Source organism: Mucilaginibacter gotjawali, assembly GCF_002355435.1.
Classification (GTDB): Bacteria; Bacteroidota; Bacteroidia; order Sphingobacteriales; family Sphingobacteriaceae; genus Mucilaginibacter; species Mucilaginibacter gotjawali.
In genome coordinates this window covers 5,577,392-5,603,887 of sequence record NZ_AP017313.1, presented here as the reverse complement: position 1 = coordinate 5,603,887, position 26,496 = coordinate 5,577,392, and the positions used below count along the sequence as shown (strand labels likewise).

Genomic DNA, 26,496 nt, shown 5'->3' with positions numbered 1-26,496 from the left:
GCTGCATCTTTGTATCATAAAAAGATTAAGAAAATGAAACTATCAAACAACAAAATACTGATCACCGGCGGTGCAAGCGGCATTGGGCTGGGGCTTACTGAAAGATTTATACAGGAAAACAATACTGTAATTGTTTGCGGCAGACGGGAATCGGTTTTAAAAGAAGTTGCTGAAAAACATCCATCAGTAATCACCAAAGTGTGCGATTTAGGTGTTGAAGAGGAGCGCGTTGAATTATACAATTGGGTTGCCGAAAACCATCCCGATTTAAATGTACTGGTAAACAACGCGGGCATACAACAATGGATGAATATCAGCGATGATAATTTCTTCCAGCGTGCTAAAGATGAGATCATCACAAACATTGAAGCACCCGTTCACCTAACCGGTCTTTTCAGCAAATTGCCGTCTTTGAACACGATCATCAATGTGAGCTCAGGCCTGGCTTTTGTGCAGTTTGCCAAAGTGCCGGTATATTGTGCCACCAAAGCATTCTTTCATTCATTTACGCTGTCATCGCGCTATTTACTAAAAGCAAAAAACATAGAGGTGATCGAATTGATCCCGCCTGCGCTTAATACTGATCTTGGCGGCAAAGGTTTACATGATACACAACCTCCGGTAAGCGCTTTTGTCGACGCCGTTTTTGAGCAATTAAAGGAAGGCAAAACTGAAATTACATTTGGCTTTAGCGCAGCAATGGCTAATGGAACACATGAGGAAATACAGGCTGCTTTTAACCGGTTGAATCCCGCTTAATAACAATAAGGAAAAAAAAATAAACTTTTTGCGCGTGGTAAAATGGGGGCAATCGGCCTGTTTTTGTGTTTAAATGGCTTATAATTGCAGGTAAACAATTTTGCCGCTTATGCTAAACAACAATGCACGGGTAACTAAATTAAAAAACCGTTTTTTTTTGAAAAAGTATTGGCTTGTGGTATTGGTATTGGCGGGCGTAAGCCCGGTTTTATCGTTTACAACTACAGTCAGGCATCCTGGTATACTTGCGAAAGGTATTGATCACCCTAAAATAGTGAACATTGTAAATTTTATCCGGCTGCTGGAACCCCGGGATCCGAAGATCACCGAAGACGTACTTTATCAAACCGTTGTAAAACAGGTAGCGATCATGAAAAAGTACAAACTCGGCGGTACTTTTTTATTGCAATACGATGCCCTGCTCGATCCCCGTTATCAAAAATTGTTAAAAAGTTTGCCGCGGGACTCCTGCGAAATTGGCGCCTGGTGGGAAATTCCGCAACCGCTGGTGGAGCGGGCCGGTTTAAAATGGCGTGGCCGTTACCCCTGGGACTGGCGGGCCAACATTGGTTTCTCTACAGGATATAGTCCGGCAGAGCGCGAAAAACTTGCCGATGTGTATATGCGTGATTTCAGGAAGATCTTTGGATACTACCCCAAATCAGTTGCCTCGTGGTTTATTGATGCCCATACGCTTAATTATATGTATCAAAAATATCATATCGTAGCATCAGCAAATTGCAAAGACCAATACGGTACGGATGGGTACACTTTATGGGGCGGCTACTGGAACCAGGCGTATTATCCCAGCAAAATTAATTCATACATGCCTGCCCAGGACGAGGCAGGGCAGATCCCCGTTCCCATTTTCAGGATGCTTGGCAGCGACCCTGTAAGGCAGTATGATAATGGCCTGGGCAGCGCCAGGCAGGGCGTTACCACCCTTGAACCCGTATATGAGCATGCCGGAGGTGATTCTACCTGGGTTAACTGGTTCTTTAAAGAATTTACCAGGGGCGCTTCAATGGAATTTGCGTATACCCAGGCCGGACAGGAAAATTCATTTACCTGGGACGCCATGGCCAAAGGGTTTGAAATTCAAATGCCGCTAATAGCCAGGCTAAAGGCTGAACACAAAATAAAAGTGGAAACGCTGGCTGCTTCGGGAATGTGGTTCCGAAAAAAATATAAAGTAACGCCGGCAACATCGGAAACGGTAACCAAAGATATTGACGGCGGTAACCGGAAAACAGTTTGGTTCGACAGCCGGTTTTACCGGGCTAATTTGCTTTGGGAAAACAATACCCTTAAATTCAGGGATATTCATTTATTTAACCAAAAATTTCCTTCCGTTTACGAAACAAATGCAGCCACTTCAAACGAATGTACCTTTTTTACGTTGCCTTTGGTTGATGGCTATATCTGGAGTTCGGCGGGGAAGATTGCGGGCCTGCAATTTAAAGCGATAAAAGATGGAAAAGAAATATTGCTGGAAGGAAAAGACCCGGTAGTAGAGGATGCCACACCCGGAAAATTAAAGATTTCGTGGCCCTTAACATCTTTTGCCGCTGTCCTTAAAATAGCGTTAACGGAGCAGGAGTTAAAAATTACGGTTTCAGGTAATAATACGATTGATTGGTATCTCGACCTCGCAACCGGCCCGAACGCCAGTTTGCCATTTAAAAAATCTCAGCTCATGAGGTCGCCGCCGTATTTGAAGGGATGAAGTATAAGGCGATAGCAGTTAGAGGCTCATTCTCAGTTCCGCTTAACGGTGCGGTTTTTAGAATGAACCCTGAAAACAATACCCTGGTGTTAAAGTTATAACAACAAGTTAAATTATATTACTGATTTTCAATAAAATCGACATATTTTAATTGGAAGTTTAAAGGGTAATTTTAGGTGTATCCGGGTTTTAATTCTCGTTTATATGTCCTAATATTGCCACCTTAAAAAAGGTTAAATAAATACTATGATATCAAAAGAAGAAATTTTTGGGTACACACCCGATCCAAAATATAATAAAGCAGTTGCCTACTTCTCTATGGAGTTTGCTATCGACCAGGCGCTAAAGATCTATAGTGGGGGTTTAGGGTTTTTAGCGGGTTCGCATTTACGAAGCGCTTACGAATTAAAACAAAATACGGTTGGTATAGGCATGTTGTGGAAATATGGTTATTATGATCAGTTTCGCGACATGAACGCCGATATGAAACCGATGTATGTTGAAAAGCAATACGCTTTTTTGCAGGATACCGGCATTATGTTCACTGTGCCGGTGCATGATTCCCCTGTACATGTAAAGGCCTATCTGTTAAAGCCCGAAACATTCGGTTCGGCGCCATTATTTTTGCTGACGACCAACCTGAACGAAAATGATGAAGCTTCCCGTTCTATTACTTATCGCCTGTATGATTCAAATGAAGCAACCCGCATAGCCCAGTCCATTATATTAGGTATCGGCGGCGCCATGTTGCTGGATATACTGGGATTGGAGCGGGATATTTACCATATGAACGAGGGCCATTCGCTGCCCCTGAATTTTTACCTGTATTCAAAATTTCAAAATCTGGATGAGGTTAAAAAGAGAGTGGTATTTACCACCCACACACCCGAAGCTGCCGGTAATGAATCGCACCGCTATGACCTGTTAAAAGAGATGTCGTTTTTTTATCACTTGCAGTCGCATGAGGTAAAACACATCTTAGGGATGGAGGGCGATTACCTTAACTACACGGTTGCTGCCTTAAAATTTGCGCATAAGGCCAATGGCGTATCAAAAATGCATGCCGAAGTGGCCAGGGATATGTGGAAGGATAATAAAGGGATCTGCGATATTATAGCAATTACCAACGCGCAAAATAAAACCTACTGGAAAGACGAAAAGCTGGAAATAGCGTTGGCCGGTAACTCAGATGCCGCCATTGCAGCCCGAAAAAAGGAAATGAAAAAAGATCTTTTTAAAGTGGTGGCTGACCAATGTGGTAAAATATTTGATGAAAATGTGCTCACTATTGTTTGGGCGCGGCGTTTCGCCGGTTACAAACGCGCCGACCTGATGATGCGCGATTGGGACAGGTTCATCAAAATGATATTTAACAGTAAGCACCCGGTACAGGTGATCTGGGCAGGTAAACCATATCCTGAAGATTTTGGGGCGATAGAGCAGTTTAACCAGATCATCCGCAGGGCCAAACCACTGGCCAATTGTGCAGTGCTCACCGGGTATGAGCTCGGCCTTTCGGCACTTGTAAAAAAGGGTTCAGACGTTTGGCTGAATAACCCGAGCATGTACCGTGAAGCTTCGGGTACCAGCGGAATGACTGCGGCGTTTAATGGCAGTATCAACCTTTCATTGCCCGATGGATGGGTGCCTGAATTTGCCGTCGACCAGGTAAATAGTTTTGTAATACAACCGGCAACACAAGGCCTTTGGAATGATGAAACTAATCATATTGAGGCTAACAACCTGATGGATGCGCTTGAAAATGTGGTGTTGCCAATGTACTATGAAGATGAAAAGAAATGGCATGCCATTATACGAAAAGCGGCAACTGATATAGTGCCTGAATTCGACTCGGGCCGTATGGTGGATGAGTATTACGGAAAAATGTATAACTAAGCTAAACTATAAATTGAAGGAGCCTTTGGTCGGAAGATCAAAGGCTTTTTTTTGCTTTCAAAAATTGATATATACCCGGCCAGCCTCCGGGAAACTGAAAAGATTTAAAACCGGGGGACACCCTTTTGCCTTTTATTTATGATGGGCATCAGTTTTATCGCTGCCCGCTATCATATTAAAACAAGCTTTATTAAAGTACTTTGTATCGAAAAGCAATGTTGTTTTTATGACGCCGGTTTTTATTATCCTGGTGGCACATGCCGTTTAAACCCTTAACAACTAACTCATGCGAATTGCCTGCATCTCTATACTGGTTGTTATTTTTTCCTTAAAAGTCTCGGCGCAAAGTGCCGGGCTTAGCGGAATCATTTCTGATGATAAGGGTAATCATATCACCTTTGTTTCGGTTTGGGTAGATAGTATCCACAAAGGCACTTTTACAAATGAAGAGGGTGCTTACCGCCTGAATTTAGATCCGGGTATTTATACCGTCGATTTTCGCTCACCTGGTTTTTTACCTTTAGTGAAAACAATAAATATTGAACGCAGCCCGGTCACCCTTGATATTCAGTTATCGCGCGTAGCAGGCACCAACCTTTCGGTTGACAATGCAGATGCTATTATTAGCCAGGTAATAGCCCGGCAAAATATCCCGGGTAAACCTGCTGCATATTCAGGTACACTTTATTCGCGCGAATTGCAGCGGTTAACCGCTGTGCCAAAAAAATTAATAAAAAATATAGTGGCTTATCAAATGCACATGAGCCCCGACAGAAAGGGTATTATTAACTTTTCGGAATCACTGGCATCTTTTAAAATACCGTCAAAAAATTATGATGGATCACAAATAACCGCGGGTATCATTACTAAAAATAGCCGGGATATTTTCAATTTCAATAAGGTGCCCGAGTTGCACATCGATTTTTATCAAAATAATTTATACCTGAACGGGTTTAATGAACATGCCTTCATCTCGCCATTATCAGCCCGGGCCATAAAATACTACCGGTACAAATTAATAGCGCAGTTTACTGATCACAGCTATTTGATCGACAAGATCAGCGTATCGCCTATGCGAAAAGATGAGCATCTGTTTAGCGGCACAATTTATATTGTTGATAAAGAATGGTTGCTGTACGCAGCCGAACTGCGGCTGTCGCTTGATGCCCATATTGATTTTATTGATTCAGTTAGTATTCATCAGCAATATGTACCGGTGGCTGATGGCAACTGGCTAACCCAGGCCATGCAGTTTAATTATTACGGCAATTTTTTAGGTTTTAAATATTCGGGCCTATTACTGCATGTATACCAGGATATTCACCCGGATACCCTAAAGAAGGAAAGCGATGTGGCGAAGTTTTATTATCCTGTTAAAGATTACCGGAAAGACAACCGGTTCTGGGAGCAAAACAGGCCGCTCATACTTACCCATGGCGAAGAAAAGCTTTATACTATGGGCAAACCTGCTGCAGGTTTCCAACCAAATACCGCCTTAACCGATTCCCTTCAGCGCGAGAACAACCGCTTCAGGCTATTACCTTATTTGCTTTGGGGGTATACCATTAGTAATTACAATAACAGTACATCAATTTCAATTCCATCACCTTTCAATACTTTCTTTTATAATACAGTAGAAGGCTGGGGTGCCGACTTTAAAGTTAAATATACCCACATATACGAAAGGCAAAAAAACCTTTCTATTATACCCAATATAAGGTATGGGTTCGCAGATCACCAATTTAATGCCAATGTGCTCGCTAATTATGTATACAACTCCTTCCGCAAGGCTAATGTTTACATGCGTGCCGGCACAGATTTTCTTGATCTTAACAATACCGGGTCGTTAAGCTTATTCCTAAATTCTTTAAGCACCCTGTATTTTGGGAACAACTATCTTAAACTTTACCAGTCGAGGTTCGTTATGGCGGGGACGAGCGGAGAAATTGCAAATGGCGTTTTATTAAACGGGGAGTTCGAATATGCAAACAGAAATTCGTTATTTAATACCACCACGCATACCTTTAACAGGGACAGTGTAGCTATTACGTCAAATAACCCGATTGATCCCAATTCCAAAACACCTTTGTTTCCGCATTACCGTGCGCTAACCCTTCGCGGATCGGTCACATTCACATTTAATCAGCAATACGCAATAACGCCCGAAGGTAAATTTATTTTGGCACCTAAATACCCCATTTTGAGGCTAAATTACCGTAAGGGTATACCTGCGTTCGGATCAGTTGCGGATTATGATATGGTTTCGGCCGACGTCTTCATGAACGGGTTAAAAATGGGGATTTACGGGTACAGCGCATTTTTATTTTCCGCCGGTAAATTTTTAAACACCCGGAACCTTTATTACCCGGATTATTACCATTTTCACGGCGGGCAAAGTTTTTTTTATGATGCCTCATCCGGTGGCTTTCATTTTTTAAATTACTATACCTACAGCACCGATAAAGCTTTTTTTGAAGCACATGCTGAACATAATTTTACCGGGATATTATTCAGCCGTGTTCCGCTGATCAAAAAACTTCACCTTGAAGAGATCATAGGAGGCTCTTATCTTGCCCAGGGAACCCTGCCTGCATATCAGGAAGTTTACGTAGGCGTAAAACGAACATTAATAAGGCTGGATTATGGCCTGGCTTTTGGCAAGTTCACCAAACTTATCCAGGGTTTCAGGCTTACTTATAATTTCCCTGGTCTTTAAAAGGCTTAAACCGTATTATTTATATCGTTTATAACTTCTTTGCGCTTCCATATCCTGAAATTTAACCTGAATTTCTTCCTTTGGATAAGCGAACGCCAGTCAATAAATAAAACTGCACCAACTAAAAAGAGCCCAAGCACCAGGCTGGTTATTGATTGCCATGAAAAGCCGCCTTTCATGATAGATTCAATATTTTCAGAGGCATATTTCCCCAAATGGACGGTAATGGCATCACTGGTAAATTTGCCAACCAAAAAAGCGGGGATAATATAAATGCCTTTAATCCGGGCCATGCCGCTGGCCAAAAATAAGGGGGTGGTAGGCAGGGGGAGTAAAGTATAAGCAAGTATAGCCATCTGGCCCTTCCATCCGTTTTCCTTCATTTTTTCGCCCAAAAACTGTACGTCGTCATTTTTTGATTTTTTAAATATCCTGCCCGCCAGGAAAGGAATGTATAAGGTAAGAATATATCTTCCAAGGATTGACCCGATAACGCCGATGACGATAACCAGCCATATATCTAACCCGAATTCAATCTGGAGGAAAACCATAATGGTAAAAGCCGGCGGAAAAGGTATGGGTACCACATCAAATAAGAATGATCCCAAAAAAACCAGCATGTATTGCCACCACATATTTATATATATAAAAAGCTAAGATACTAAACCAAATCCGTTGTTAAATGATACAGATCATCCGGGTATTTGAGCTAAGTCACATAGTTGGCCCATTTTGACAGCCCTCCCGGGCGATCTTATTTTCTTTTTACGGCCAATTTAAAAAGTTCACCCCTGTGCCTTGATAAGTGACCAAAGTCACTATTATTCATGACGCTGTACACATAAAACGGGTTGTGCTTTATATAAATTTATATTATGAATGATATTACTTACCCTCCTAATCTCAGGAGCCACGGAGAGGGTACAGGTCCGGTTAGAAAGCAGCACCCTGTTTATACAGACCTGTTACCTCCATGTAATAAAATATGCCCGGCCGGCGAAAATATCCAGGCCTGGTTGTCATTGGCCCAGGGTGGAAACTTTGAAGCCGCATGGCAGGTTTTGATGGCCGATAATCCGATGCCTGCCGTTTGCGGCAGGGTTTGTTATCACCCCTGCGAGGAGCAATGCAACCGTGCCCACATCGACAGCACGGTGAGCATCCATGCGGTTGAGCGTTTTTTAGGCGATGAAGCGATTAAAAACAAATGGAAAATTGAAGGAATTGCTGCACCAACGGGTAAACGCGTGCTGATTATAGGCGCCGGCCCCAGTGGCCTGTCAGCCGCATACCACCTGACGCGGTTAGGGCATTACACCGAGATCCGCGAAGCGGGCCCTATAGCCGGCGGCATGATGCATTTTGGCATTCCGGCTTACCGGTTGCCGCGCAGGGAATTGGAGCAGGAAGTGGAGCGCATCAGGGACACGGGTGTTGCCATGGTTTTTAATCATAAAGTTGATAAAGTCTTAAGCGAAAAAGAAGCAGGGAATTTTGATGCCGTATTTATCGCCATCGGAACACAGCTTTCAAAGAAAATTGATATTCCTGGCCGGGATGCAGGTAAGATACTCGATGCGGTCTCTTTCCTGAAACAGGTGGAAGAAGGCAATGCCCCGCAGCTTGGCCGCAGGGTGGCCATATATGGTGGCGGCAACACGGCCATGGACGCTGCCCGTACCGCAAAACGCCTGGGCGTGCCCGAAGCGATGATCATTTACCGCCGTGACCGCGAAAATATGTCAGCACATGATTTTGAAGCACAGGAAGCCCTGGATGAAGGCGTAAAGATTAACTGGCTGCGTACCATAAAGGAGATGGATGGAGAGACGTTCACTGTCGAAGTAATGAAGATTGTGGACGGTAAACCTGTGCCTACCGGGCAATTTGAAACACTGGAAGCCGATAACCTGATCCTTGCCTTAGGCCAGGACGCGGATACCGGCTTTTTACGTAATGTGCCCGGGATAGCATTTAAGCCGGATGGTACGGTAATAGTTGGCCCGGATATGATGACCGGCAGCCCGGGGATTTTTGCCGGCGGCGATATGGTACCGGGTGAGCGGAGTGTAACCATTGCCGTAGGGCATGGTAAAAAAGCGGCCCGCTATATCAATGGCTTTTTGACCCAGGAACAATATATGCCCGCGCCAAAGCACGACGTGGTAAATTACGAACGTTTGCACCGCTGGTACAGCACCCAGGCCCCGCAAAAAGAACAGGCCGAACTGCCGGCCGAACTGAGAGCGGGCAACTTTGATGAAGTAAAAGCTGGCCTAACCCGGGAAGAAGCCCTTTTTGAAGCGCAGAGATGTATGTCCTGCGGCAATTGTTTTGAGTGTGATGGTTGTTTCGGCTCATGTCCGGAAGGAGCGATCATAAAGCTGGGCAAAGGCAAGCGCTACCAGTTTAATTATGATATATGCACGGGCTGTGCCACCTGTTACGAGCAGTGCCCTTGCCATGCAATTGAAATGGCAGAAGGGTATTAATACCCCAATCCTTTAAAACGAAATAAAAATGTCAGATAACCAACCTGTTGTAAAAACCCTTGACGGCAATGAAGCAGTAGCACACATAGCCTACCGGGTGAATGAAGTTTGCGCCATTTACCCCATCACCCCGGCATCGACCATGGCGGAATTTGCGGACGAGTGGAGTTCGGGCGGCGTGAATAATATATGGGGCAATGTGCCCGAAGTAATTGAAATGCAAAGCGAAGGCGGCGCTGCCGGTGTGGTGCACGGTGCACTCCAAACAGGTGCGCTTACCACCACGTTTACCGCTTCGCAGGGATTAATGCTGATGCTGCCCAACATGTATAAAATTGCCGGTGAACTTACCTCAACGGTTTTCCACGTGGCTGCCAGGTCACTTGCGGCACAGGCGCTTTCTATTTTTGGCGATCACGCCGATGTAATGGCTGCCCGTACTACCGGCTTTGCGATGCTCGGATCAGCCTCCGTGCAGGAAGCGCATGATATGGCTTTGATCAGCCAGGCGGCCACTTTAAAATCAAGGATCCCGTTCATCCATTTTTTTGATGGTTTCCGTACCTCGCACGAGATCAATAAGATCAGCCTGATCCCCGATAGCCAGATCAGCGAGATGATTGACGATGACCTCATCTTCGCACACCGGATGCGCAGCCTTAACCCCGACCATCCTTTTATACGCGGAACGGCTCAAAACCCGGATGTGTATTTCCAGGCGCGCGAAACTGTAAACCCATATTACTCGGCAACTCCCGGTATTGTTCAGGAGGAGATGGATAAATTCGGCAGGCTAACCGGCCGTCGCTATAAAACCTTTGATTACTTTGGCGACCCGCAGGCCGAAAGGATCATTGTTATCATGGGCTCCGGCGCCGAAACGGTTATTGAAACGGTAAAAAGGCTACAAACCGAAGGCGAAAAAATAGGCGTGATCCAGATCAGGCTTTTCCGTCCTTTTGCTTTGGAGCATTTGCTTAAAGCGTTGCCCGTTTCAACAGAAAAAATAGCTGTACTCGACCGTAATAAAGAACCCGGGGCTGGTGGCGAACCTTTATACCAGGATATTGTTACCGGCTTATATAATGCATTCAGCAATGGCCTTATCCCCAAAATGCCAAAAATAGTTGGCGGCAGGTATGGCCTGTCCTCCAAAGAATTTACCCCGGCAATGGTAAAGGCGATTTTTGACGAACTAAAAGCTACATCGCCCAAAAATGGATTTACCATCGGCATTAATGATGATGTTACCCATACCAGCCTTACTTACGACACCAGTTTCAGCATTGAGCCTGCCGACAGGGTTTGCGCCTTATTCTTTGGCCTCGGCGCCGATGGTACCGTGGGCGCAAATAAAAACAGCATAAAAATCATTGGTGAGGAAACGAACCTTAATGCGCAGGGATATTTTGTTTATGATTCCCGTAAATCCGGAGCACAAACCGTTTCGCACCTGCGTTTTGGTAAGGAACGTATCCGGGCGCCTTATTTGATTGAACGTGCGGATTTTATAGCCTGTCATAAATTTAATTTTGTAGGTAAAACAGATTTACTGCAGCGTGCAAAAGAAGGGGCTGTTTTCCTGCTCAATAGCCCATATAATAAAGATGAAGTGTGGGACGTTTTGCCCCGCGATATGCAGGAGCAGATCATCCAAAAGAAAATAAAATTCCATGTGATCGACGCTAATGCTGTTGCCGATGCTTCGGGTCTCGGCCAGCGCATCAATACGGTGATGCAAACATGCTTCTTCGCGCTTTCAGGGGTACTACCCTTTGATGAAGCGATCACCCAGATCAAAAAATCAATCAAAAAATCATATAAATCCAAAGGCGAAGCTGTTATAAAGAAAAACTTTAAAGTAGTTGACGATAGCCTGGAAAATTTATTCGAAGTAAAAGTTCCGGACCATGTTACCAGTACGATAGCGAATCAGGCCACCGTTCCGGCAGAAGCGCCTGAGTTTGTGCAAAAGGTAACTTCGGTGCTTTTGGCGGGCCAGGGTGATTCATTGCCTGTGAGCATGATGCCGGTCGATGGCACTTACCCAAGCGGAACCACCAAATGGGAGAAAAGAAATATTTCGGATGAAGTAGCAGTTTGGCAGCCCGATGCCTGTATCCAGTGTGGAAATTGCAGTTTTGTATGCCCGCATGGTGTTATCCGCTCCAAATTTTATCACAAGGATTATATTGAAACAGCGCCTGTAGGATTCCGGTCGGCACCGATCAATGCGCGGGGTTTCCCGGAAACACGTTATACGCTGCAGGTTTATTTTGAGGATTGTACCGGTTGTAATTTATGCGCCCAGGTTTGCCCTGTAATTATTCCGGGTACCAAAGACGAAAAAGCGATCAATCTCAGGGTAAAACCCGATGCGATGACTGAGAGGGAAAATATCCGCTTTTTTGAGGAGTTGCCTGTAAATGACAGGGCCGCAGTTGATTTTTCGTCGGTAAGGGGATCACAATTCCTTGAACCCTTGTTTGAATTCTCGGGTGCTTGCGCCGGTTGCGGTGAAACGCCTTATATCAAATTGATCACCCAACTGTTTGGCGACCGTCTGTTGGTGGCCAATGCCACAGGCTGTTCGTCCATCTACGGTGGTAATTTGCCAACTACGCCGTGGACGGTTAATAAAGATAATAAGGGGCCGGCATGGTCAAACTCCCTGTTTGAAGATAATGCCGAGTTTGGCCTCGGGATGCGGGTTTCTACGGATAAACAACTGGCAGTTGCGAAAATGCTGGTGGAAGAAATGAAGCCATTTGTCGGGGTTGAACTGGCAGACGCCATATTACATGCGCCGCAGCAGCTGGAATCAGAGATCAAACAGCAACGCAAAAGGGTGGAGGCTTTAAAAGCAAGATTGTCAGCTTTAAATAACCCGCTTGCGCAAAAGCTGTTATCGGTTGCCGATCAGTTGGTGCGCAGGACAGTTTGGCTGATTGGCGGGGATGGCTGGGCCTATGATATCGGCTCGTCCGGTCTCGACCACGTGCTGTCAACCGGGCGCAATGTAAATATTTTGGTGCTTGATACTGAAGTGTATTCCAACACGGGCGGGCAGATGTCAAAAGCTACTCCAACCGCTGCAACCGCCAAATTTGCGTCATCAGGTAAAAAGGTTGGGAAGAAAGACCTGGCCCTGCAGGCGATATCCTACGGCAATGTTTATGTGGCGCAGGTGGCTATGGGTGCCAACCCGCAGCAAACTTTATTAGCCATGCGCGAAGCTGAAGCTTATAACGGGCCATCGCTGATATTGGCTTACAGCCATTGCATTGCACATGGGATTAATATGGAAAAAGGCCTCGATCAGCAAAAACTGGCTGCGGACAGCGGTTACTGGCCATTGATCCGGTATAATCCGGCACTCCGCGAAGCTGGGAAGAATCCGTTTGTTTTGGATTCTCCGCGCCCAATGGTAGCGTTTAAAGATTATGCTTTGAATGAAATGCGGTATACCTCGCTCCGGGCTTCACATCCCGAGGAAGCAGAGCATTTGCTGGCAATTGCCCAGGAACAGGTTAACCTGCGATGGAAAACCTATGAAGACATGGCCAGCTGGAAAGCAGAGGCATTTATGCCTGTAGGTTAAGGTATTGGAATAAAGAAATTAATGTAACAATAAGAATATTTTGGTAAAAAGGCGTGTGACAAATCGGGTAAATTGCTAAGTTTACATTATTGCTGATCTATCTGCATTTTCACCATTATAAGCCTAACTTTTATAAATTTATGGTAATAGGAATATTAAAGGAACCGTTCTTTGAAACGAGGGTTTCCCTGCTGGCCGTTGAGGCTGCCGCTTTAATAAAAAGCGGGCATACGATTTGGGTTGAACAGGGGGCCGGGTCAAAATCGTTTTGCCTGGATGATGATTACAAAGCATCCGGAGCTGAAATAAAATCAAGAGCTGATATTTTTGACGGAGCTGACATGGTGCTGGGGATTCATTATAAAGATGTACCCGGATCAGTAAAAAACAAAGTATTTATCGGGTTTTACCAGCCCATTTACCACCCCGAAGTGGTAGATGAATGGTTGCAGCAAAATAATACCGTTTTTAGCCTGGATATGCTGCCCCGTACCACCAGGGCGCAAAGTATGGATGTTTTAAGTTCGCAATCAAATATTGCCGGGTATAAGGCTGCGGTATTGGCGGCGTCGCTTTATCCCCGGTATTTCCCGATGATGATGACCGCTGCCGGCAGTATTCCACCTGTAAAAATATTAATTCTGGGTGCGGGCGTGGCGGGCTTACAAGCTGTAGCCACCTGCCGGAGGTTAGGCGCGGTGGTTGAGGTATTTGATACCCGCGCTGCAGCCAAAGAAGAAGTTTTAAGCCTGGGTGCAAAATTTGTGGAAGTTGAAGGCGCTGCCGATGCCTCAAAAGCCGGTGGCTATGCAGTTACCCAGACAGAGGATTTTCAGCAAAGGCAAAAACAAAAAATTGCCGACAGTATTAAAAAAGCCGATGTGGTAATTACTACCGCCCAGATCTTTGGCAAAAAGGCCCCCGTTTTGATCACCACAGAAATGATTGAAAACATGAAAGCCGGTTCGGTTATCATCGACCTTGCCGCTGCAACAGGCGGCAATTCCGAACTTACAAAAGATAACGAAACGGTAGTTCATCATCATGTCAGCATCATCGGCAACTCCAACCTTGCAGCTTCCATGCCTTCGGATGCAAGCAGGGCCTATGGTCGCAATATGCTTAACTTCCTGAAGCTGCTTATCAATAAAGAAGGCAGTATCGACCTTAACCTTGAGGACGATATCATCAACAGCACCTGTATCACTAACGACGGAAAAGTTATTTCCAAAATCATCAATGCAAATCAAATTCATGGAAACGTTACTCAGCTTCATACACAACAATCTTGAACAATTTTATATCGTTATCCTCTCCATTTTTTTAGGGATAGAAGTTATTTCACGGGTTCCTTCCGTATTGCATACCCCGCTAATGAGCGGCGCGAATGCGATTCACGGGGTGATTATTATCGGCGCCATCATTGTTATGGGAGAGGCGTCAACCGATAACTACCTGGCCTTAACATTGGGCTTTTTAGCAGTCATCGTTGGCACGCTGAATGTGGTAGGCGGCTTTGTGGTTACGGACAGGATGCTGGAGATGTTTAAAACAGGAAAAGGGAATTCAAAAAAACAAGGCTAACACATGGAAACATATATTTTATCAATTTGCTATCTCATCGGTTCCGTATCGTTTATCCTTGGGCTAAAAATGTTATCAAACCCGGCAACGGCACGCAAGGGTAACCTTGTATCGGCTGCCGGTATGTCAATCGCCATTTTCGGAACACTCTTTTTTTACCAGTTAAATGGCGAACACCTGCATAATTACGGTTGGATTGCCGGGGCATTGGTAATCGGCACCGTCATCGGCACACTAGCGGCCCGTAAAGTAAAAATGACCGCCATGCCCGAAATGGTAAGTATTTTTAACGGCATGGGTGGCTTATGTGCCGCGCTCATCTCCATTGTTGAATTTGGCCACATGACGGGTGAGCCTGAACCATTGCGCCTGCTGGTAATTGTGGCCGGTATGGTAATAGGCAGCGTGTCTTTTTCGGGCAGCATGATTGCTTATGGCAAACTTAGCGGTAAAGTTAAAGATCACTCCTTTTCAGGGCAGCATATCTTCAACCTGGCAATCCTGGCGGTTATCGTGGTGCTGGGCGGTTTTTTAAACTTTGGTATCGGCCTTTCTTCGCTAACTCTGTTTTATATTATTTTGGCCCTTGCCTTAAGTTATGGGGTGTTTTTTGTGCTGCCGATAGGTGGCGCCGACATGCCCGTAGTAATATCGTTGTTAAACTCATTTACGGGCATTGCAACTGCGTTCGGAGGTTTTTTATACAATAACCCGGTGATGCTTACCGGTGGTATTTTAGTAGGGTCGGCCGGCGCCATATTAACCATTTTAATGTGCAAGGCGATGAACCGCTCGTTACAAAATGTATTGATCGGCTCGTTTGGGAGCGGCGCGACAGCCGTTGCCGGTGATAAAGGCCCGCAGGGGACTTATAAAGAAATTGGCGCTGCCGATGCCGCCATGGTTATGGGCTATGCCCATAAAGTGATCATCGTACCGGGTTTTGGTTTGGCCGTTGCCCAGGCGCAACATACCTGCCACGAACTGGAAAAGGCGTTAAAGAATAATGGTGTCGAGGTAAAATATGCCATTCACCCGGTAGCAGGCCGTATGCCGGGACACATGAACGTGTTATTGGCCGAAGCAGATGTATCCTATGATGACCTGCTGGAGCTTGAACCTGCGAATGAGCAATTCGGTTCAACAGATGTGGTGCTTATTCTCGGTGCCAATGATGTGGTTAACCCTGCTGCAGAAAATGATCCGTCGAGCCCGATCTACGGCATGCCGATATTGCAGGTAACCAAAGCAAAAATGGTTATTGTGAATAAGCGAAGCATGAGGCCGGGGTATGCCGGCATTGAAAACGGGCTGTTTTTTATGCCGAATACATCCATGCTTTTTGGCGATGCCAAAGATGTTTTGCAGCAATTGATCGCCCAGATTAAGGAGTTATAATATGGAAAAGGATTTATTGATTGATGACACCAGTGATATTTTAAAACAACTGCTGGCAGAGATGGGGGCGAAATCTGCCATGACGTTGGGATATCCTGTTGCTAAAGATATTGATTTCAGCGAACTGCTCCCTTTTATCAAGTATCCTTTAAATAATGTTGGCGATCCGTTTATACCATCTACCTATACCGTTGGATCAAGGGAACAGGAAAAAGAAGTGATAGAATTTTTCTCCAAATTATTCAGGGCGGAGGAAGATAACTGGTGGGGATATGTTACCAATGGCGGCTCGGAGGGGAACCTGTATGGCCTCTACCTTGCCAGGGAACTCTATCCCAAAGCTATCGTCTATTATTCGGAAGCCACGCATTACAGCGTCCAAAAGAACCTGCATTTGCTCAATATGCCCAACATCACTATCCGGTCGCAGGATAGTGGGGAGATTGATTATGATGACCTGGAGAAAACCATCAGCATCAACCGCCAAATGCCTGTGATCATCCTCGCCAACATCGGTACCACCATGACCGAAGCACGTGATGATGTGGGAAAAATGAAAGCCATATTTAAAAGGCTTGCCATCCAGCATCATTATATCCACGTGGATGGCGCATTGGCCGGAAGTTATGCAGCTTTTATGGAACCGAGGCCGGCATTTGATTTTGCTGACGGCGCCGACAGTATTGCTATCAGCGGCCATAAGTTTTTTGGCTCGCTTATTCCCTGCGGAATGGTGATCGCTAAAAAGAACCACCGCGACCGTATTGCACGGTCAATTGATTATATCGGCACTATGGATACCACCATATCCGGCTCACGCAACGGGCATACACCGCTATTTTTGTGGTATGTGATTAAAAAACTGGGTGTAGAGGGCTTAAGAAAAAGGACCCGAAAAAGCCTGGAGGTTGCAGCTTATGCCGAAGAAATGTTGCGGGAGGTTGAACCGGCAGTTTGGCGAAACCCATCGGCTTTAACGGTAAATATTCCCAAGCCAGATAAAGCCCTCATCAAAAAATGGCAGCTGGCTTCAGGCTCCGATTGGGCGCATATTATTTGCATGCCGGGGATTGATAAGGAGCAAATCGATGCCTTTGTGAGCGATTTTAAATTGAGCAAGCTTAGCTCAGCTGTTTTAGCTGGCTAATGTCAGCCGGCGTGGTTCTGCAGCAACCGCCGATAATGGTTGATCCTGCCGCATACCAAACCTTTGCATCATCAATAAAATGCGCATGATTTGTTATTGAGGGCAGCCATATTTTATCAACGGCATCATACACTTCGCCTTTATTGGGATAAACCAAAATTGCTTTGCTGGTATTTGCCTTGCCAATTTTTATCAGCGATTCGATATACTGCGGTGCGGTACAATTAATACCGATGGCAATTACATGGTCGGTTTGATCTAACAGTTTTACCGCATCCGCAAAATCTTCTCCGCTGCTGATGTGTCTATCATCTTTACAGCTAAAACTGATCCATGCCTGCGTGCCCGGAAATTCCGCCAATACCTCTTTTAATGCGATGGCTTCATCCAGGCAGGGGATAGTTTCGCAAGCCAAAAGATCCACGCCGGTTTCAATGAGCACTTTCATGCGCTGGCGGTGGAATGATTTCAGGAACTCGATACTTACACCATAATTGCCCCGGTATTCGGAGCCATCAGCTAAGGAAGCGCCATAAGGGCCAACCGATCCGGCTATCAGTGGTTTAACTTTGCGCGGCATTACTTTCATTGCCTCATCGAGCGCCTCAAAAGCCAGTTTCGAACTTAGCTCCATCAATTCAACAGCCTGTTCAGTGGAATATCCATTTTTGGCGAACCCCTCGAAACTTGCCTGGTAGCTGGCGGTAGTTATAACATCGGCGCCAGCCAGCAGATAGTCATAATGCACCTGTTTTATTAACTCTGGATCTTCCGTTAGCAATTTTGCCGACCATAAAGCATGGTTGAGGTGGGCGCCCCTCGATTCTAATTCGGTTGCCATTGCACCGTCAAGGATAACGAAACCTTTCTCGTTGATGAATGGTTCAAATTTGTTTTTCATATAGCTGATACGGCATGCAAATTAGCAATAAATGAGCTGCAAAAATAATATCCGAACCACTGATTAGCTTAAATACGTTTAAATAATATAACAGCCATATCACCATGCGTTACGAAAGATGCCGGAATGGACCAAGTGAATAGAAGGATTTTATATGGAATTCTTTTATAATTTAGCTGTGCAATTATGGCAAAACCTAACGGCTAAATAAACCCAATTGAACATAGGAATTTTCACTTACGGAACGCGTGGCGATGTTCAGCCGTATATTGCCATGGCATTGGGTTTGATGGCTAAGGGGCACCGGGTAACTATAGCAGCGCCCGAAAATTTTGCCTCATTGATTGAAGGTTTTGGTATTGCTTTTCATCCGCTTTACGGTAATGCAGAAGAAGGGATGAATTCGCCCTTAGGGCAAAGCGTACTGCGATCCGAAAATACCATCAAACTGATGAAGTATTTTTTTGAAGTACTTCGTGACATAAAAACACCTTTGCGTAAAAGCTACCTGGACGGGTTTGATAAGGTGGATTTTATCATAGCAAACCTTGCAACGCTGCAGATTACAAGCGCTATTGCCGAAAAACAAAACAAAAAAATCGCCTTTACCTATTTCATGCCGCCGGTTGTTCCTACAAGCGAATTCCCTTTAGCCGATTTTGATTTTCTTAATTTTCCATGGTATAATAAGCTGACTTATAAATTAGCTTATGCGTTTTATTGGAAATTTATAAAAGAAGAAACTGTCGAATTCAGGGAGGAGTTAGGGCTGCCGGTTTTAAAAGAAAGCCTGGTTACTCATATAGGCAAACAAAAGTTGCTGGATCTATATTGCTTAAGCCCAACGCTGATCCCGCAACCAAAAGACTGGGACGAAAATCATAAGATAACCGGTTTTTTAACTGTTCCAAAACATTATAGGGAAAACCATCCGCCCGATGAAATTCCACAGGCATTAAACCATTGGCTAACAGCAGGTGAAAAACCAATTTATATGGGCTTTGGGAGCAATGGCGTAGGCAACACAGCGAAGTTTGTATCTATATTAAATGACATTCTGGCAAAAACCAATGAACGTGTTTTGTTTTGTACAGGCTGGGGCTTATTTGATAATCTGCCTGTTCACGAAAATCTTTTCGTAACAAAATATGTAAATCACGAGGCAATCTTACCAAAATGCAAAGCAGGAATATTTCATGGCGGTGCAGGTACTTTGGCGGCTATGCTAAGAAACCATTTGCCGGTAATTATAATTTCGTTTTACACCGACCAGCCAACCTGGGGTAAAATAATTGAACGAATGAACTTGGGCGTTCATATTCCAGTTAAAAAGCTCAATTTGGATAAACTTTTGGCAGCATTAAAATATGTTCAGGCAGACGATGTAAAAAGAAATGTTGCAAAAATTGGTCAGCAAATCAATAATGAAAAAGGGCTTGAAAATGTCGTTAGAGAAATTGAATTGTATTTTAATAGATAGACTTGTTTCGTGATTGGGAAACCTTAATTTAAGCACTATAACTAATTGCAAATATGAGCATTATGACAACTCCCCTCTCGAGAGGGGGCGTGCAGGCCTGTGTTGTGGCGGGGGTGTGTTAGTGGGCATACTCGTCAACACACCCCTCCACCCCTCTCAAGAGGGGAATCGCACAGGCCAGGCTTTAAAATCTGCCCTTTTCTCTATTTTTTATTCTGGAAACACGTTAGCTAAATAAACTAATGGTGAATATTTGAGGAGCTGCACGATATGCATTTTTAGTATCTTAGCCAAACGCCTTTATGCTAAATAAATGAGTGCATCTTTAATTCTTTTCATTATCCTCGCTTATTTCGGCCTGTTAATGGTCATTTCCAGGCTAACATCCCGGCATAATAAGGCAAACAGTTTTTTTGATGGCGATAAATCTTCCCCCTGGTTTTTGGTGGCCTTCGGGATGATCGGTTCGGGTATTTCGGCGGTTTCGCTGGTTTCAATTCCCGGCAATGTTGGCAATAACAACCTGTTTTATTTTCAATTTATCCTGGGCACTATTGTTGGCTACTTGTTTATCGCATTTGTGCTCACGCCTATTTATTACAAGCTAAAACTGGTTTCTATCTATACTTATTTAAACATCCGCTTTGGCAATGTTACCTATAAAACCGGCTCGCTGTTTTTCCTCGTATCACAAAGCTTTGGGGCGGCGCTACGGTTGTTGTTGTCCATTAAAATTCTGCAATATGCTTTTTTCGACAGCCTGCACATTCCTTATTTTTTTACTATCATTATTGTATTGATCCTTATCTGGCTATACACCAATAAATCTGGTATTAAAACCATTGTATGGACCGATGCCCTGCAATCGCTGTTTTTAATTACGGTGATGATCGTTTCCATCGTCACCATCAAAAATTCGCTGGGCCTTTCTGTTGGCGGTATGGCGAGCACTATCGTTCATCACCCTTACGCCAAACTTTTTGACTGGGATGCGCATTCAGGCTCCAACTTTTTTAAACAGTTTATCTCGGGATTGCTCATAACTGTTGCCCTGGTGGGCCTCGATCAGAGTATGATGCAAAAAACATTAACCATCAACAACGTAAAAGGCGCCAAACGAAACGTATTGGCCTTCAGTTTTTTTATAGCCGGCGCGCAAACCCTGTTTTTGGGCCTGGGCGTATTGCTTTATATTTTTGTGGAAAGGCATGGCATCAAACTCGACCGGGCCGACGGGCAAATTGTTAACACCGACGGCCTGTACCCATTTTTAACGCTGCATTATTTCGGGCAGATAGGAGCGATTGCCTTTTTCATCGGGGTTATCGCTTCTACTTTTGCCAGTATCGATGCCTGTATTGCCGCCTTAACCACCGCCTTCAGCTATGATTTTATGGATATTGAAAACCAACCGGTTGAGCAGAGAAAGAAAATCAAAAACCGGGTGCTGCTTGGTGTTAACGTGGTAATGTTTTTTATTGTGATGGCTTTCTGGAGCAGTCAGGGCGCCATTATTAACACCATTTTTAAAATAGCCGGTTATACCTACGGGCCGATATTGGGACTGTATTTAACGGGCCTGTTCTCCAAGATCCAGTTAACTGAAAAATTTGTACCGATAGCCTGCGTGGGTGCCGCGCTGGTTACCTGGGGACTGAATGTATTTTTTATCAGTGAATTTCAATTTGATTTCGGTTTCATGAATATCCTGGTAAATGCTGTGCTGACTATTTTATTTTTGGTATTGATAAAAAAGAAGAATCATGTCGCAGCCTGATACCCCATTCAATATTGAATTTACAACTAACCCCGCGGATTTTGCGGCTTGCGCAGTGATCATGGCGGCTACAGATCCCTGGATAACATTGGGTATTGCTTATGAGGATTGTTTAAAGGCTTTTGGCGGCACATTCAGGGAGGTTTTTTTGATGAAAAACGAAACTGAAATAATGGGGTTCGTCATTATGCAGCCGCAGGGAACTTTTAAGGGCTATATCCAAACCCTCGCCATAAATAAACATTATCGGGGTAAGGGCTACGGGACGCAATTACTCGGGTTTTGCCAGGATCGTATTTTAACGTATTCACCCAATATTTTTATCTGTGTTAGCTCGTTTAATAAAGGGGCCATTCAACTTTACAAAAAATTTGGCTTCGAGCTGATAGGCGAACTCAAAGATTTTATAAAGCCTGGCTTCGACGAATTACTGCTGCGGAAAACTGTTGGGCCGATTACCGGTTATCAACCCAAATCCGCTAAATAATAATTTAGTTAGTTCGAGACAAAAAACAATTGCTCCGCCTCGTGGCGGACTACCGCTTTGTAGCACGATATTCAAACGTTATTTTTGCCGCGTCAGCGGCTACCCAATTTGCGAAGGGTAGCCACTGACATGGCAATTATCCTGGGTATTTGGTTTCTACAAAGCGGTAGCCCCGATGGGGCACACCACAATGATATCCAATTGTTAATCGAACTCACAATAATTTAATAAAGGGAATCTATAAGATGCAGGATACTAAATTTATTCATAAACTGATCATTTTATTAATAGGGTCTTTCCTGACCACAGGCATCGTTGGCGCACAAGTAAATAACGCCGGTAATTCGCAGCAGCTGATTATACACAGAATTGACAGTATCCTGCAAAGCCAGGTGAATGACAGTAAAATCCCCGGTGCAGTTATCGAAATAAAGCGAGGCGATGCTGTAATTTATAAACAAGCCTACGGCTTTGCCCAAAAATTTAATTACCGGCACGAACTTTTGGCTGAGCCTGAAAAAATGACAACGGAGCATATGTTTGACATCGCTTCGCTTACTAAGGTGGTTGGTACTACCACCTCAATTATGTTATTGGTTGATAAGGGCCTTATTAAAGTGGACGACCCGGTTGGGAAATATATCAAAGCATTTACCACTCCAGACAAGGCCTCCATCACCATCCGCCACCTCTTAACCCATACGGCGGGGCTTTATGAGTGGTATCCCTTATATTATCGCGCCGGCAATAAACAGGAGACTTTTAAACTGATTGGCGAATTGCCCCTGGCTTTCCCGGTTGGTGCACAGCGTAAATACAGCGACCTCGGTTTTACGGTTCTTGGCGAGATTGTGGAAGTGGTTTCTGGCCAATCTCTTGATCAGTTTGAAGAACAAAACATTTTTAAACCGTTAGGGATGACACATACCATGTATAACCCGCTGCAAAAGAGCAGGGATTTTAAAATAGCATCAACCTCCTTTGGCAACCCTTACGAACACAGAATGGTGTATGACCCGGAACTTGGCTACCAGTTTAAAGAAATTAAACACGACCAATGGAACGGCTGGCGCCATTATATTTTAAAGGGAGAAGTGAATGATGGCAACGCCTGGTATGCCGAAAAAGGCGTTGCAGGCGCCGCAGGAATATTTTCGACGGTGGATGATATACAAAAGTTGGTTGATATGCTGATGAACAAAGGCAAGGTTGGCAATGTGCAGTTTATTTCGGAAAACACTATCAATGCCTTTTTAACTAAAGACAAATTTAACAATGGCTTAGGCTGGATGATGGACCCCGAAAACTCATTTATGAAAAACGGCCCCGAAGGGACTTTTGGCCATACCGGTTTTACCGGGACAAGCATTTGTGTGGTGCCTTCAAAAGACGTTTCTATCATTTTACTCATCAACCGCCAGCAAATGGGACTTATTGATAACAAAGAATATTACAACGTTAATGCCATCCGGGCACTGGTATTTAAAGCGGTAATGGCGTATTGTAAAGCGAATTAGGCCAATGAAATAGAAATGTTTCTTAATTGATCACGGGACTTTTCTGGGCCCTTAATATTTCGCGAAGTTTGTAAAATGAGTTATACGGGCCTACCGTTATGGTAGCATTTACCAGCCATGCAGGGATACTTCCGCCTGGGTCTACGCTAAAAGTATAATCAACCTTTAATTTATTTGCCGGGGTTTGGGTTACTTTCCATACCGCTAACGAGTAGGGCACACGCACGTAATCTTTTTCTTTTGGCAGGTAATCGGGGAGGCTTTTTGCCTGGATATTTAAAGCATCCTGGCCCGGGGCAATGGTAAGTTGAACAATCAGGTCGCGGTCTTTTATGGGCCAAGGTAAACGGGATTGTGAATAATAAATAATATTCATCGGGTTTACCGTTTTAATAATTTCTGATTTTTTGTTCGAATAAACCCAGCTATTATAATCTCCGATATTTTGCAGGGTGTTGATCAGTTGGGTCTTAGTGGCTTCCAGCTCGCATACTACCCGCAATTCTTTTAAATTGCCCTTTGCCGGTTTACGGGTATAAACTGCAATTCCGTCTTCATCTTTTTTTAATTCCCAATTTCCCTGGCCCATGGCCTGTGTAAACCAAAGAAGGAATAAACATAGGATGAAACAATTTTTTTTCATGAACAAATTTTCCGGGGGGTGTTTTAAATAACAGTAAAAATCACGCAGTGTTTAAATTATCTTTTTTATTCGTGTTCTATTAAACTTAAAATATGATAAAAGCGTATCAAAAGGTAAAAAATTTAATAACTAAAATCATAAAAAAACCGGCAGCTGCTGTTTGCTGACGGTCGATAAAGTTACATTAATATTACAATTCGCTGTATTTATGTGCGGTTAAATTTTAGTTGTTTAAATAACATTTGTTAATATGTCGCACAAAAGCAATTATGAGGAGAAATATTAAATATATTTCGCCTCATAATTATACTTATTCAAATTTTTTACCTTCTGTTGTCCCCTTCCAGCTATCTGAGCGAAACGGGCCAACCGGAAAGCCTTCCATGTTGTATAGGTTTGCTTCAATTGGCGCATCTGTCCAGGCATAACGAACTGCCACCGGCTTCGGTACCTGGCTGCACCAAACTTTAACTTTGCCGCCATCAATGATACCCGCCTGGGCATAATAAAACTTATGATCGGCCCCGGCAAGTTCAAATCCTTTAATATATCCATATTTGTCTTTTGCCATCAGCCCGTTGACTGCATTTTTAAAGTTAACAATAGCATATCCCGCCGAAAAGTCAGCCGAAGTATACAAAGGGCTTTCCGCAAAGCCTTGTAAATGATATACCATGGTCAACGCTTTGCTGGCAAGTCTTAAGCCCACGTCCGCTTTATCCCGGGGATGTATATTTAGCGCATCGCCGATGTCGGTTGTTACTGCCATGCCGGTATTCGGCAATTGCAACGTCATTGTTTGTGCTTCTCTTAGTTCGGCCCAGTTGCTGCCAATGTTGCTGTTTTGCATACCGCCAAATGAGGATAGCTGAACAAACAGGAAAGGAAAATCCCTGTTCCATTTACTTCTCCAATCGGTAATCAGCAGCGGAAAAGTTGTGCGGTATTGGAAAGCTTTATCAGCATTTGATTCCCCCTGGTACCAAATAACACCTGCTATTGCATAGGGTATTAAGGGGCTGATCATTGCGTTATATAGCGAAAAAGCAGTATTATTTGGTAAAAAATCAAAATGATATGGCTTGCTCAAATCGGGCATCACATACCAGTTATTATCAGCCAGGTTAATGGTCGTATCTGCAAAACGGACGTACAGGTCATTAGCGCCGCCGGTTAAACCCATCCCAAACCACGATGGGTTTTTTTGCCGGGATTGCAAATTGATCAACACACTGTTATCGCCCGGTTTCCAGGTTCCGGCTGGCAGGTCGAGTTGGAAATTGCCCGATGAAGCGCCTTTTTTTATCAATTTACCATTAACATACAACTCCAGGTCAGCATCAGTTTGTCCTAAACTAAGCACAGAGTGGCGGGCCACATAGCTGCTGTCGAGTTTGACTGTATGCTGCATAAAGCCCTCGCCGCGGTAGGAATATAATTTGCCGGTCCATTCCCATGATGCAGGGGCGCTTGCTTTTTGCCAGTCGCCAAAAAAAGCGGCCGGCTCGCCGGCAAGCTGCTCAGCTGAATAATTGGTAACCTGTTTTTTGTTATAAGCCCAATCTTTTAATTGTTTATCTATCCTTTGTTTTACCCCATCCCAGGTATCGGGAATGTTTTTTGCAGCTTCGCCCAACTCAGGCGAATTCAACATGGCTTCCTTGCTGATCCAGTCCTCTGCAAGTGTTCCACCCCAATTGCTGTAAATTAAGCCTACGGTAACATTTAATTGTTTACTCAATTGTTTGGCAAAAAAATACCCCACGGCGGTAAAATCTCCAACGGTATTAGTATCTGCTTTTACCCAATTGCCTTCCTTTATATCGGTTTCAGGCTGAAGGCTCATTTTATCGGTAACCCTGAACTGCCGGATGGTTTGTGAGGGAGCATTTTTTTGTTCAAAGTTATATCCCAGGGCATTCCTTAATTGGAACTCCATGTTTGATTGGCCCGAACAGATCCAAACCTCGCCAACCATTACATCGTGATAAACCAACGTTTCTTTTCCTGAAGAAATAGTCATCACATAAGGGCCGCCTGCTATCATCGGTTTTAATATCGTTTTCCATGCTCCTTTTTCATTAGCCGTTGCACTGGCCGATTGTCCGTCGATAGTTACTTTTACCTTTGTTTTTGTTGCGGCCCGCCCCCAAACAGGAATATCCTGCCCCCTTTGCAACACCATGTGGTCGGAAAATATCCCTGAAGGCGTAACTTGTGCCAGGCCCCTGAGGAAAGTGCATAATATCAAAGTGGTGGCAATTAATAGTCGCATAAAAAATAATTTTAGTAGCAGATCTTCTAAAGTTTGTTTAGCCCGCTGCAAAATGTTTGCAGGCGTACAGGAGTTATCAACCGGTAAATTTTATCAG

Annotated in this window: 18 protein-coding genes; 14 read left to right on the top strand and 4 right to left on the bottom strand. The window is 44.3% G+C overall.

Annotated elements, in window-relative coordinates:
* Positions 1-33 precede the first annotated feature (33 nt).
* From MgSA37_RS24745 to MgSA37_RS24730, 4 genes are all read left to right on the top strand, one after another.
* Entirely contained in the window at positions 34-759 is a 726-nt protein-coding gene (locus MgSA37_RS24745) for an SDR family oxidoreductase (RefSeq protein ID WP_096357730.1), read from the top strand.
* 157 nt (positions 760-916) lie between these two features.
* Complete coding sequence (locus MgSA37_RS24740; RefSeq protein ID WP_197706040.1) at positions 917-2,485, top strand: hypothetical protein; 1,569 nt, start codon at positions 917-919, stop codon at positions 2,483-2,485.
* A gap of 246 nt (positions 2,486-2,731) precedes the next feature.
* The gene (glgP, locus tag MgSA37_RS24735) at positions 2,732-4,381 is read left to right on the top strand and encodes an alpha-glucan family phosphorylase (RefSeq protein WP_096356024.1); all 1,650 of its coding nucleotides are present in this window, start codon (positions 2,732-2,734) and stop codon (positions 4,379-4,381) included.
* Positions 4,382-4,667: 286 nt separating this feature from the next.
* Complete coding sequence (locus MgSA37_RS24730) at positions 4,668-7,097, top strand: DUF5686 family protein (protein ID WP_096356022.1); 2,430 nt, start codon at positions 4,668-4,670, stop codon at positions 7,095-7,097.
* Positions 7,098-7,102: 5 nt separating this feature from the next.
* On the opposite strand, the gene MgSA37_RS24725 is transcribed toward MgSA37_RS24730, so the two are convergent.
* Positions 7,103-7,732, bottom strand: coding sequence for a hypothetical protein (locus MgSA37_RS24725; protein WP_096356020.1), 630 nt, complete (start codon positions 7,730-7,732; stop codon positions 7,103-7,105).
* Between the two features lie 240 nt (positions 7,733-7,972).
* Here MgSA37_RS24725 and MgSA37_RS24720 point away from each other — a divergent pair, with 240 nt between their 5' ends.
* From MgSA37_RS24720 to MgSA37_RS24695, 6 genes are all read left to right on the top strand, one after another.
* Positions 7,973-9,589 carry an NAD(P)-binding protein gene (locus MgSA37_RS24720; protein WP_096356018.1) on the top strand — a complete coding sequence of 539 codons (1,617 nt, stop codon included), beginning with the start codon at positions 7,973-7,975 and terminating at the stop codon, positions 9,587-9,589.
* 28 nt (positions 9,590-9,617) lie between these two features.
* Positions 9,618-13,190, top strand: a complete 3,573-nt coding sequence (gene nifJ / locus MgSA37_RS24715; RefSeq protein WP_096356016.1) for a pyruvate:ferredoxin (flavodoxin) oxidoreductase — start codon at positions 9,618-9,620, stop codon at positions 13,188-13,190.
* Positions 13,191-13,330: 140 nt separating this feature from the next.
* Positions 13,331-14,482, top strand: coding sequence for an NAD(P) transhydrogenase subunit alpha (locus MgSA37_RS24710; protein ID WP_096357728.1), 1,152 nt, complete (start codon positions 13,331-13,333; stop codon positions 14,480-14,482).
* Positions 14,445-14,774: an NAD(P) transhydrogenase subunit alpha gene (locus MgSA37_RS24705; RefSeq protein ID WP_096356014.1), complete on the top strand. Its 330-nt coding sequence runs from the start codon at positions 14,445-14,447 to the stop codon at positions 14,772-14,774. Before MgSA37_RS24710 ends, MgSA37_RS24705 begins: the two co-directional genes overlap by 38 nt.
* A gap of 3 nt (positions 14,775-14,777) precedes the next feature.
* Positions 14,778-16,172, top strand: a complete 1,395-nt coding sequence (locus MgSA37_RS24700) for an NAD(P)(+) transhydrogenase (Re/Si-specific) subunit beta (RefSeq protein ID WP_096356012.1) — start codon at positions 14,778-14,780, stop codon at positions 16,170-16,172.
* Between the two features lies 1 nt (position 16,173).
* Positions 16,174-17,319, top strand: coding sequence for a histidine decarboxylase (locus MgSA37_RS24695; RefSeq protein WP_096356010.1), 1,146 nt, complete (start codon positions 16,174-16,176; stop codon positions 17,317-17,319).
* Here MgSA37_RS24695 and mmuM read toward each other — a convergent pair.
* Complete coding sequence (gene mmuM, locus MgSA37_RS24690; RefSeq protein WP_096356008.1) at positions 17,294-18,220, bottom strand: homocysteine S-methyltransferase; 927 nt, start codon at positions 18,218-18,220, stop codon at positions 17,294-17,296. The genes MgSA37_RS24695 and mmuM overlap by 26 nt on opposite strands.
* A gap of 217 nt (positions 18,221-18,437) precedes the next feature.
* Here mmuM and MgSA37_RS24685 point away from each other — a divergent pair, with 217 nt between their 5' ends.
* From MgSA37_RS24685 to MgSA37_RS24670, 4 genes are all read left to right on the top strand, one after another.
* Positions 18,438-19,700, top strand: coding sequence for a glycosyltransferase (locus MgSA37_RS24685; protein WP_096356006.1), 1,263 nt, complete (start codon positions 18,438-18,440; stop codon positions 19,698-19,700).
* Positions 19,701-20,013: 313 nt separating this feature from the next.
* Positions 20,014-21,477 (top strand): sodium:solute symporter, encoded by a 1,464-nt coding sequence (locus tag MgSA37_RS24680; protein ID WP_096356004.1) that lies wholly within the window; start codon positions 20,014-20,016, stop codon positions 21,475-21,477.
* On the top strand, positions 21,464-21,964 hold the full coding sequence (locus tag MgSA37_RS24675) for a GNAT family N-acetyltransferase (RefSeq protein WP_096356002.1): 501 nt from the start codon (positions 21,464-21,466) through the stop codon (positions 21,962-21,964). The genes MgSA37_RS24680 and MgSA37_RS24675 overlap by 14 nt, the downstream gene beginning before the upstream one ends.
* Before the next feature lie 245 nt (positions 21,965-22,209).
* The gene (locus MgSA37_RS24670; protein ID WP_096356000.1) at positions 22,210-23,481 is read left to right on the top strand and encodes a serine hydrolase domain-containing protein; all 1,272 of its coding nucleotides are present in this window, start codon (positions 22,210-22,212) and stop codon (positions 23,479-23,481) included.
* A 22-nt stretch (positions 23,482-23,503) separates the two neighbouring features.
* Here MgSA37_RS24670 and MgSA37_RS24665 read toward each other — a convergent pair whose 3' ends face one another.
* Positions 23,504-24,124: an START domain-containing protein gene (locus MgSA37_RS24665; protein ID WP_096355998.1), complete on the bottom strand. Its 621-nt coding sequence runs from the start codon at positions 24,122-24,124 to the stop codon at positions 23,504-23,506.
* Between the two features lie 310 nt (positions 24,125-24,434).
* Positions 24,435-26,399: a sialate O-acetylesterase gene (locus MgSA37_RS24660; RefSeq protein WP_157750723.1), complete on the bottom strand. Its 1,965-nt coding sequence runs from the start codon at positions 26,397-26,399 to the stop codon at positions 24,435-24,437.
* Positions 26,400-26,496 lie beyond the last annotated feature (97 nt).

Excerpts from the sequence above, each read along its gene's own strand:
- MgSA37_RS24705 (WP_096356014.1), top strand. The coding sequence starts at position 14,445 with ATGGAAACGTTACTCAGCTTCATACACAACAATCTTGAACAATTTTAT.
- MgSA37_RS24675 (WP_096356002.1), top strand. The coding sequence starts at position 21,464 with ATGTCGCAGCCTGATACCCCATTCAATATTGAATTTACAACTAACCCC.
- MgSA37_RS24660 (WP_157750723.1), bottom strand. The coding sequence starts at position 26,399 with ATGCGACTATTAATTGCCACCACTTTGATATTATGCACTTTCCTCAGG.
- MgSA37_RS24680 (WP_096356004.1), top strand. The coding sequence starts at position 20,014 with ATGAGTGCATCTTTAATTCTTTTCATTATCCTCGCTTATTTCGGCCTG.
- nifJ (WP_096356016.1), top strand. The coding sequence starts at position 9,618 with ATGTCAGATAACCAACCTGTTGTAAAAACCCTTGACGGCAATGAAGCA.
- MgSA37_RS24695 (WP_096356010.1), top strand. The coding sequence starts at position 16,174 with ATGGAAAAGGATTTATTGATTGATGACACCAGTGATATTTTAAAACAA.
- MgSA37_RS24665 (WP_096355998.1), bottom strand. The coding sequence starts at position 24,124 with ATGAAAAAAAATTGTTTCATCCTATGTTTATTCCTTCTTTGGTTTACA.
- MgSA37_RS24725 (WP_096356020.1), bottom strand. The coding sequence starts at position 7,732 with ATGTGGTGGCAATACATGCTGGTTTTTTTGGGATCATTCTTATTTGAT.
- MgSA37_RS24710 (WP_096357728.1), top strand. The coding sequence starts at position 13,331 with ATGGTAATAGGAATATTAAAGGAACCGTTCTTTGAAACGAGGGTTTCC.
- MgSA37_RS24745 (WP_096357730.1), top strand. The coding sequence starts at position 34 with ATGAAACTATCAAACAACAAAATACTGATCACCGGCGGTGCAAGCGGC.
- MgSA37_RS24670 (WP_096356000.1), top strand. The coding sequence starts at position 22,210 with ATGCAGGATACTAAATTTATTCATAAACTGATCATTTTATTAATAGGG.
- MgSA37_RS24730 (WP_096356022.1), top strand. The coding sequence starts at position 4,668 with ATGCGAATTGCCTGCATCTCTATACTGGTTGTTATTTTTTCCTTAAAA.
- MgSA37_RS24720 (WP_096356018.1), top strand. The coding sequence starts at position 7,973 with ATGAATGATATTACTTACCCTCCTAATCTCAGGAGCCACGGAGAGGGT.
- MgSA37_RS24700 (WP_096356012.1), top strand. The coding sequence starts at position 14,778 with ATGGAAACATATATTTTATCAATTTGCTATCTCATCGGTTCCGTATCG.
- glgP (WP_096356024.1), top strand. The coding sequence starts at position 2,732 with ATGATATCAAAAGAAGAAATTTTTGGGTACACACCCGATCCAAAATAT.
- mmuM (WP_096356008.1), bottom strand. The coding sequence starts at position 18,220 with ATGAAAAACAAATTTGAACCATTCATCAACGAGAAAGGTTTCGTTATC.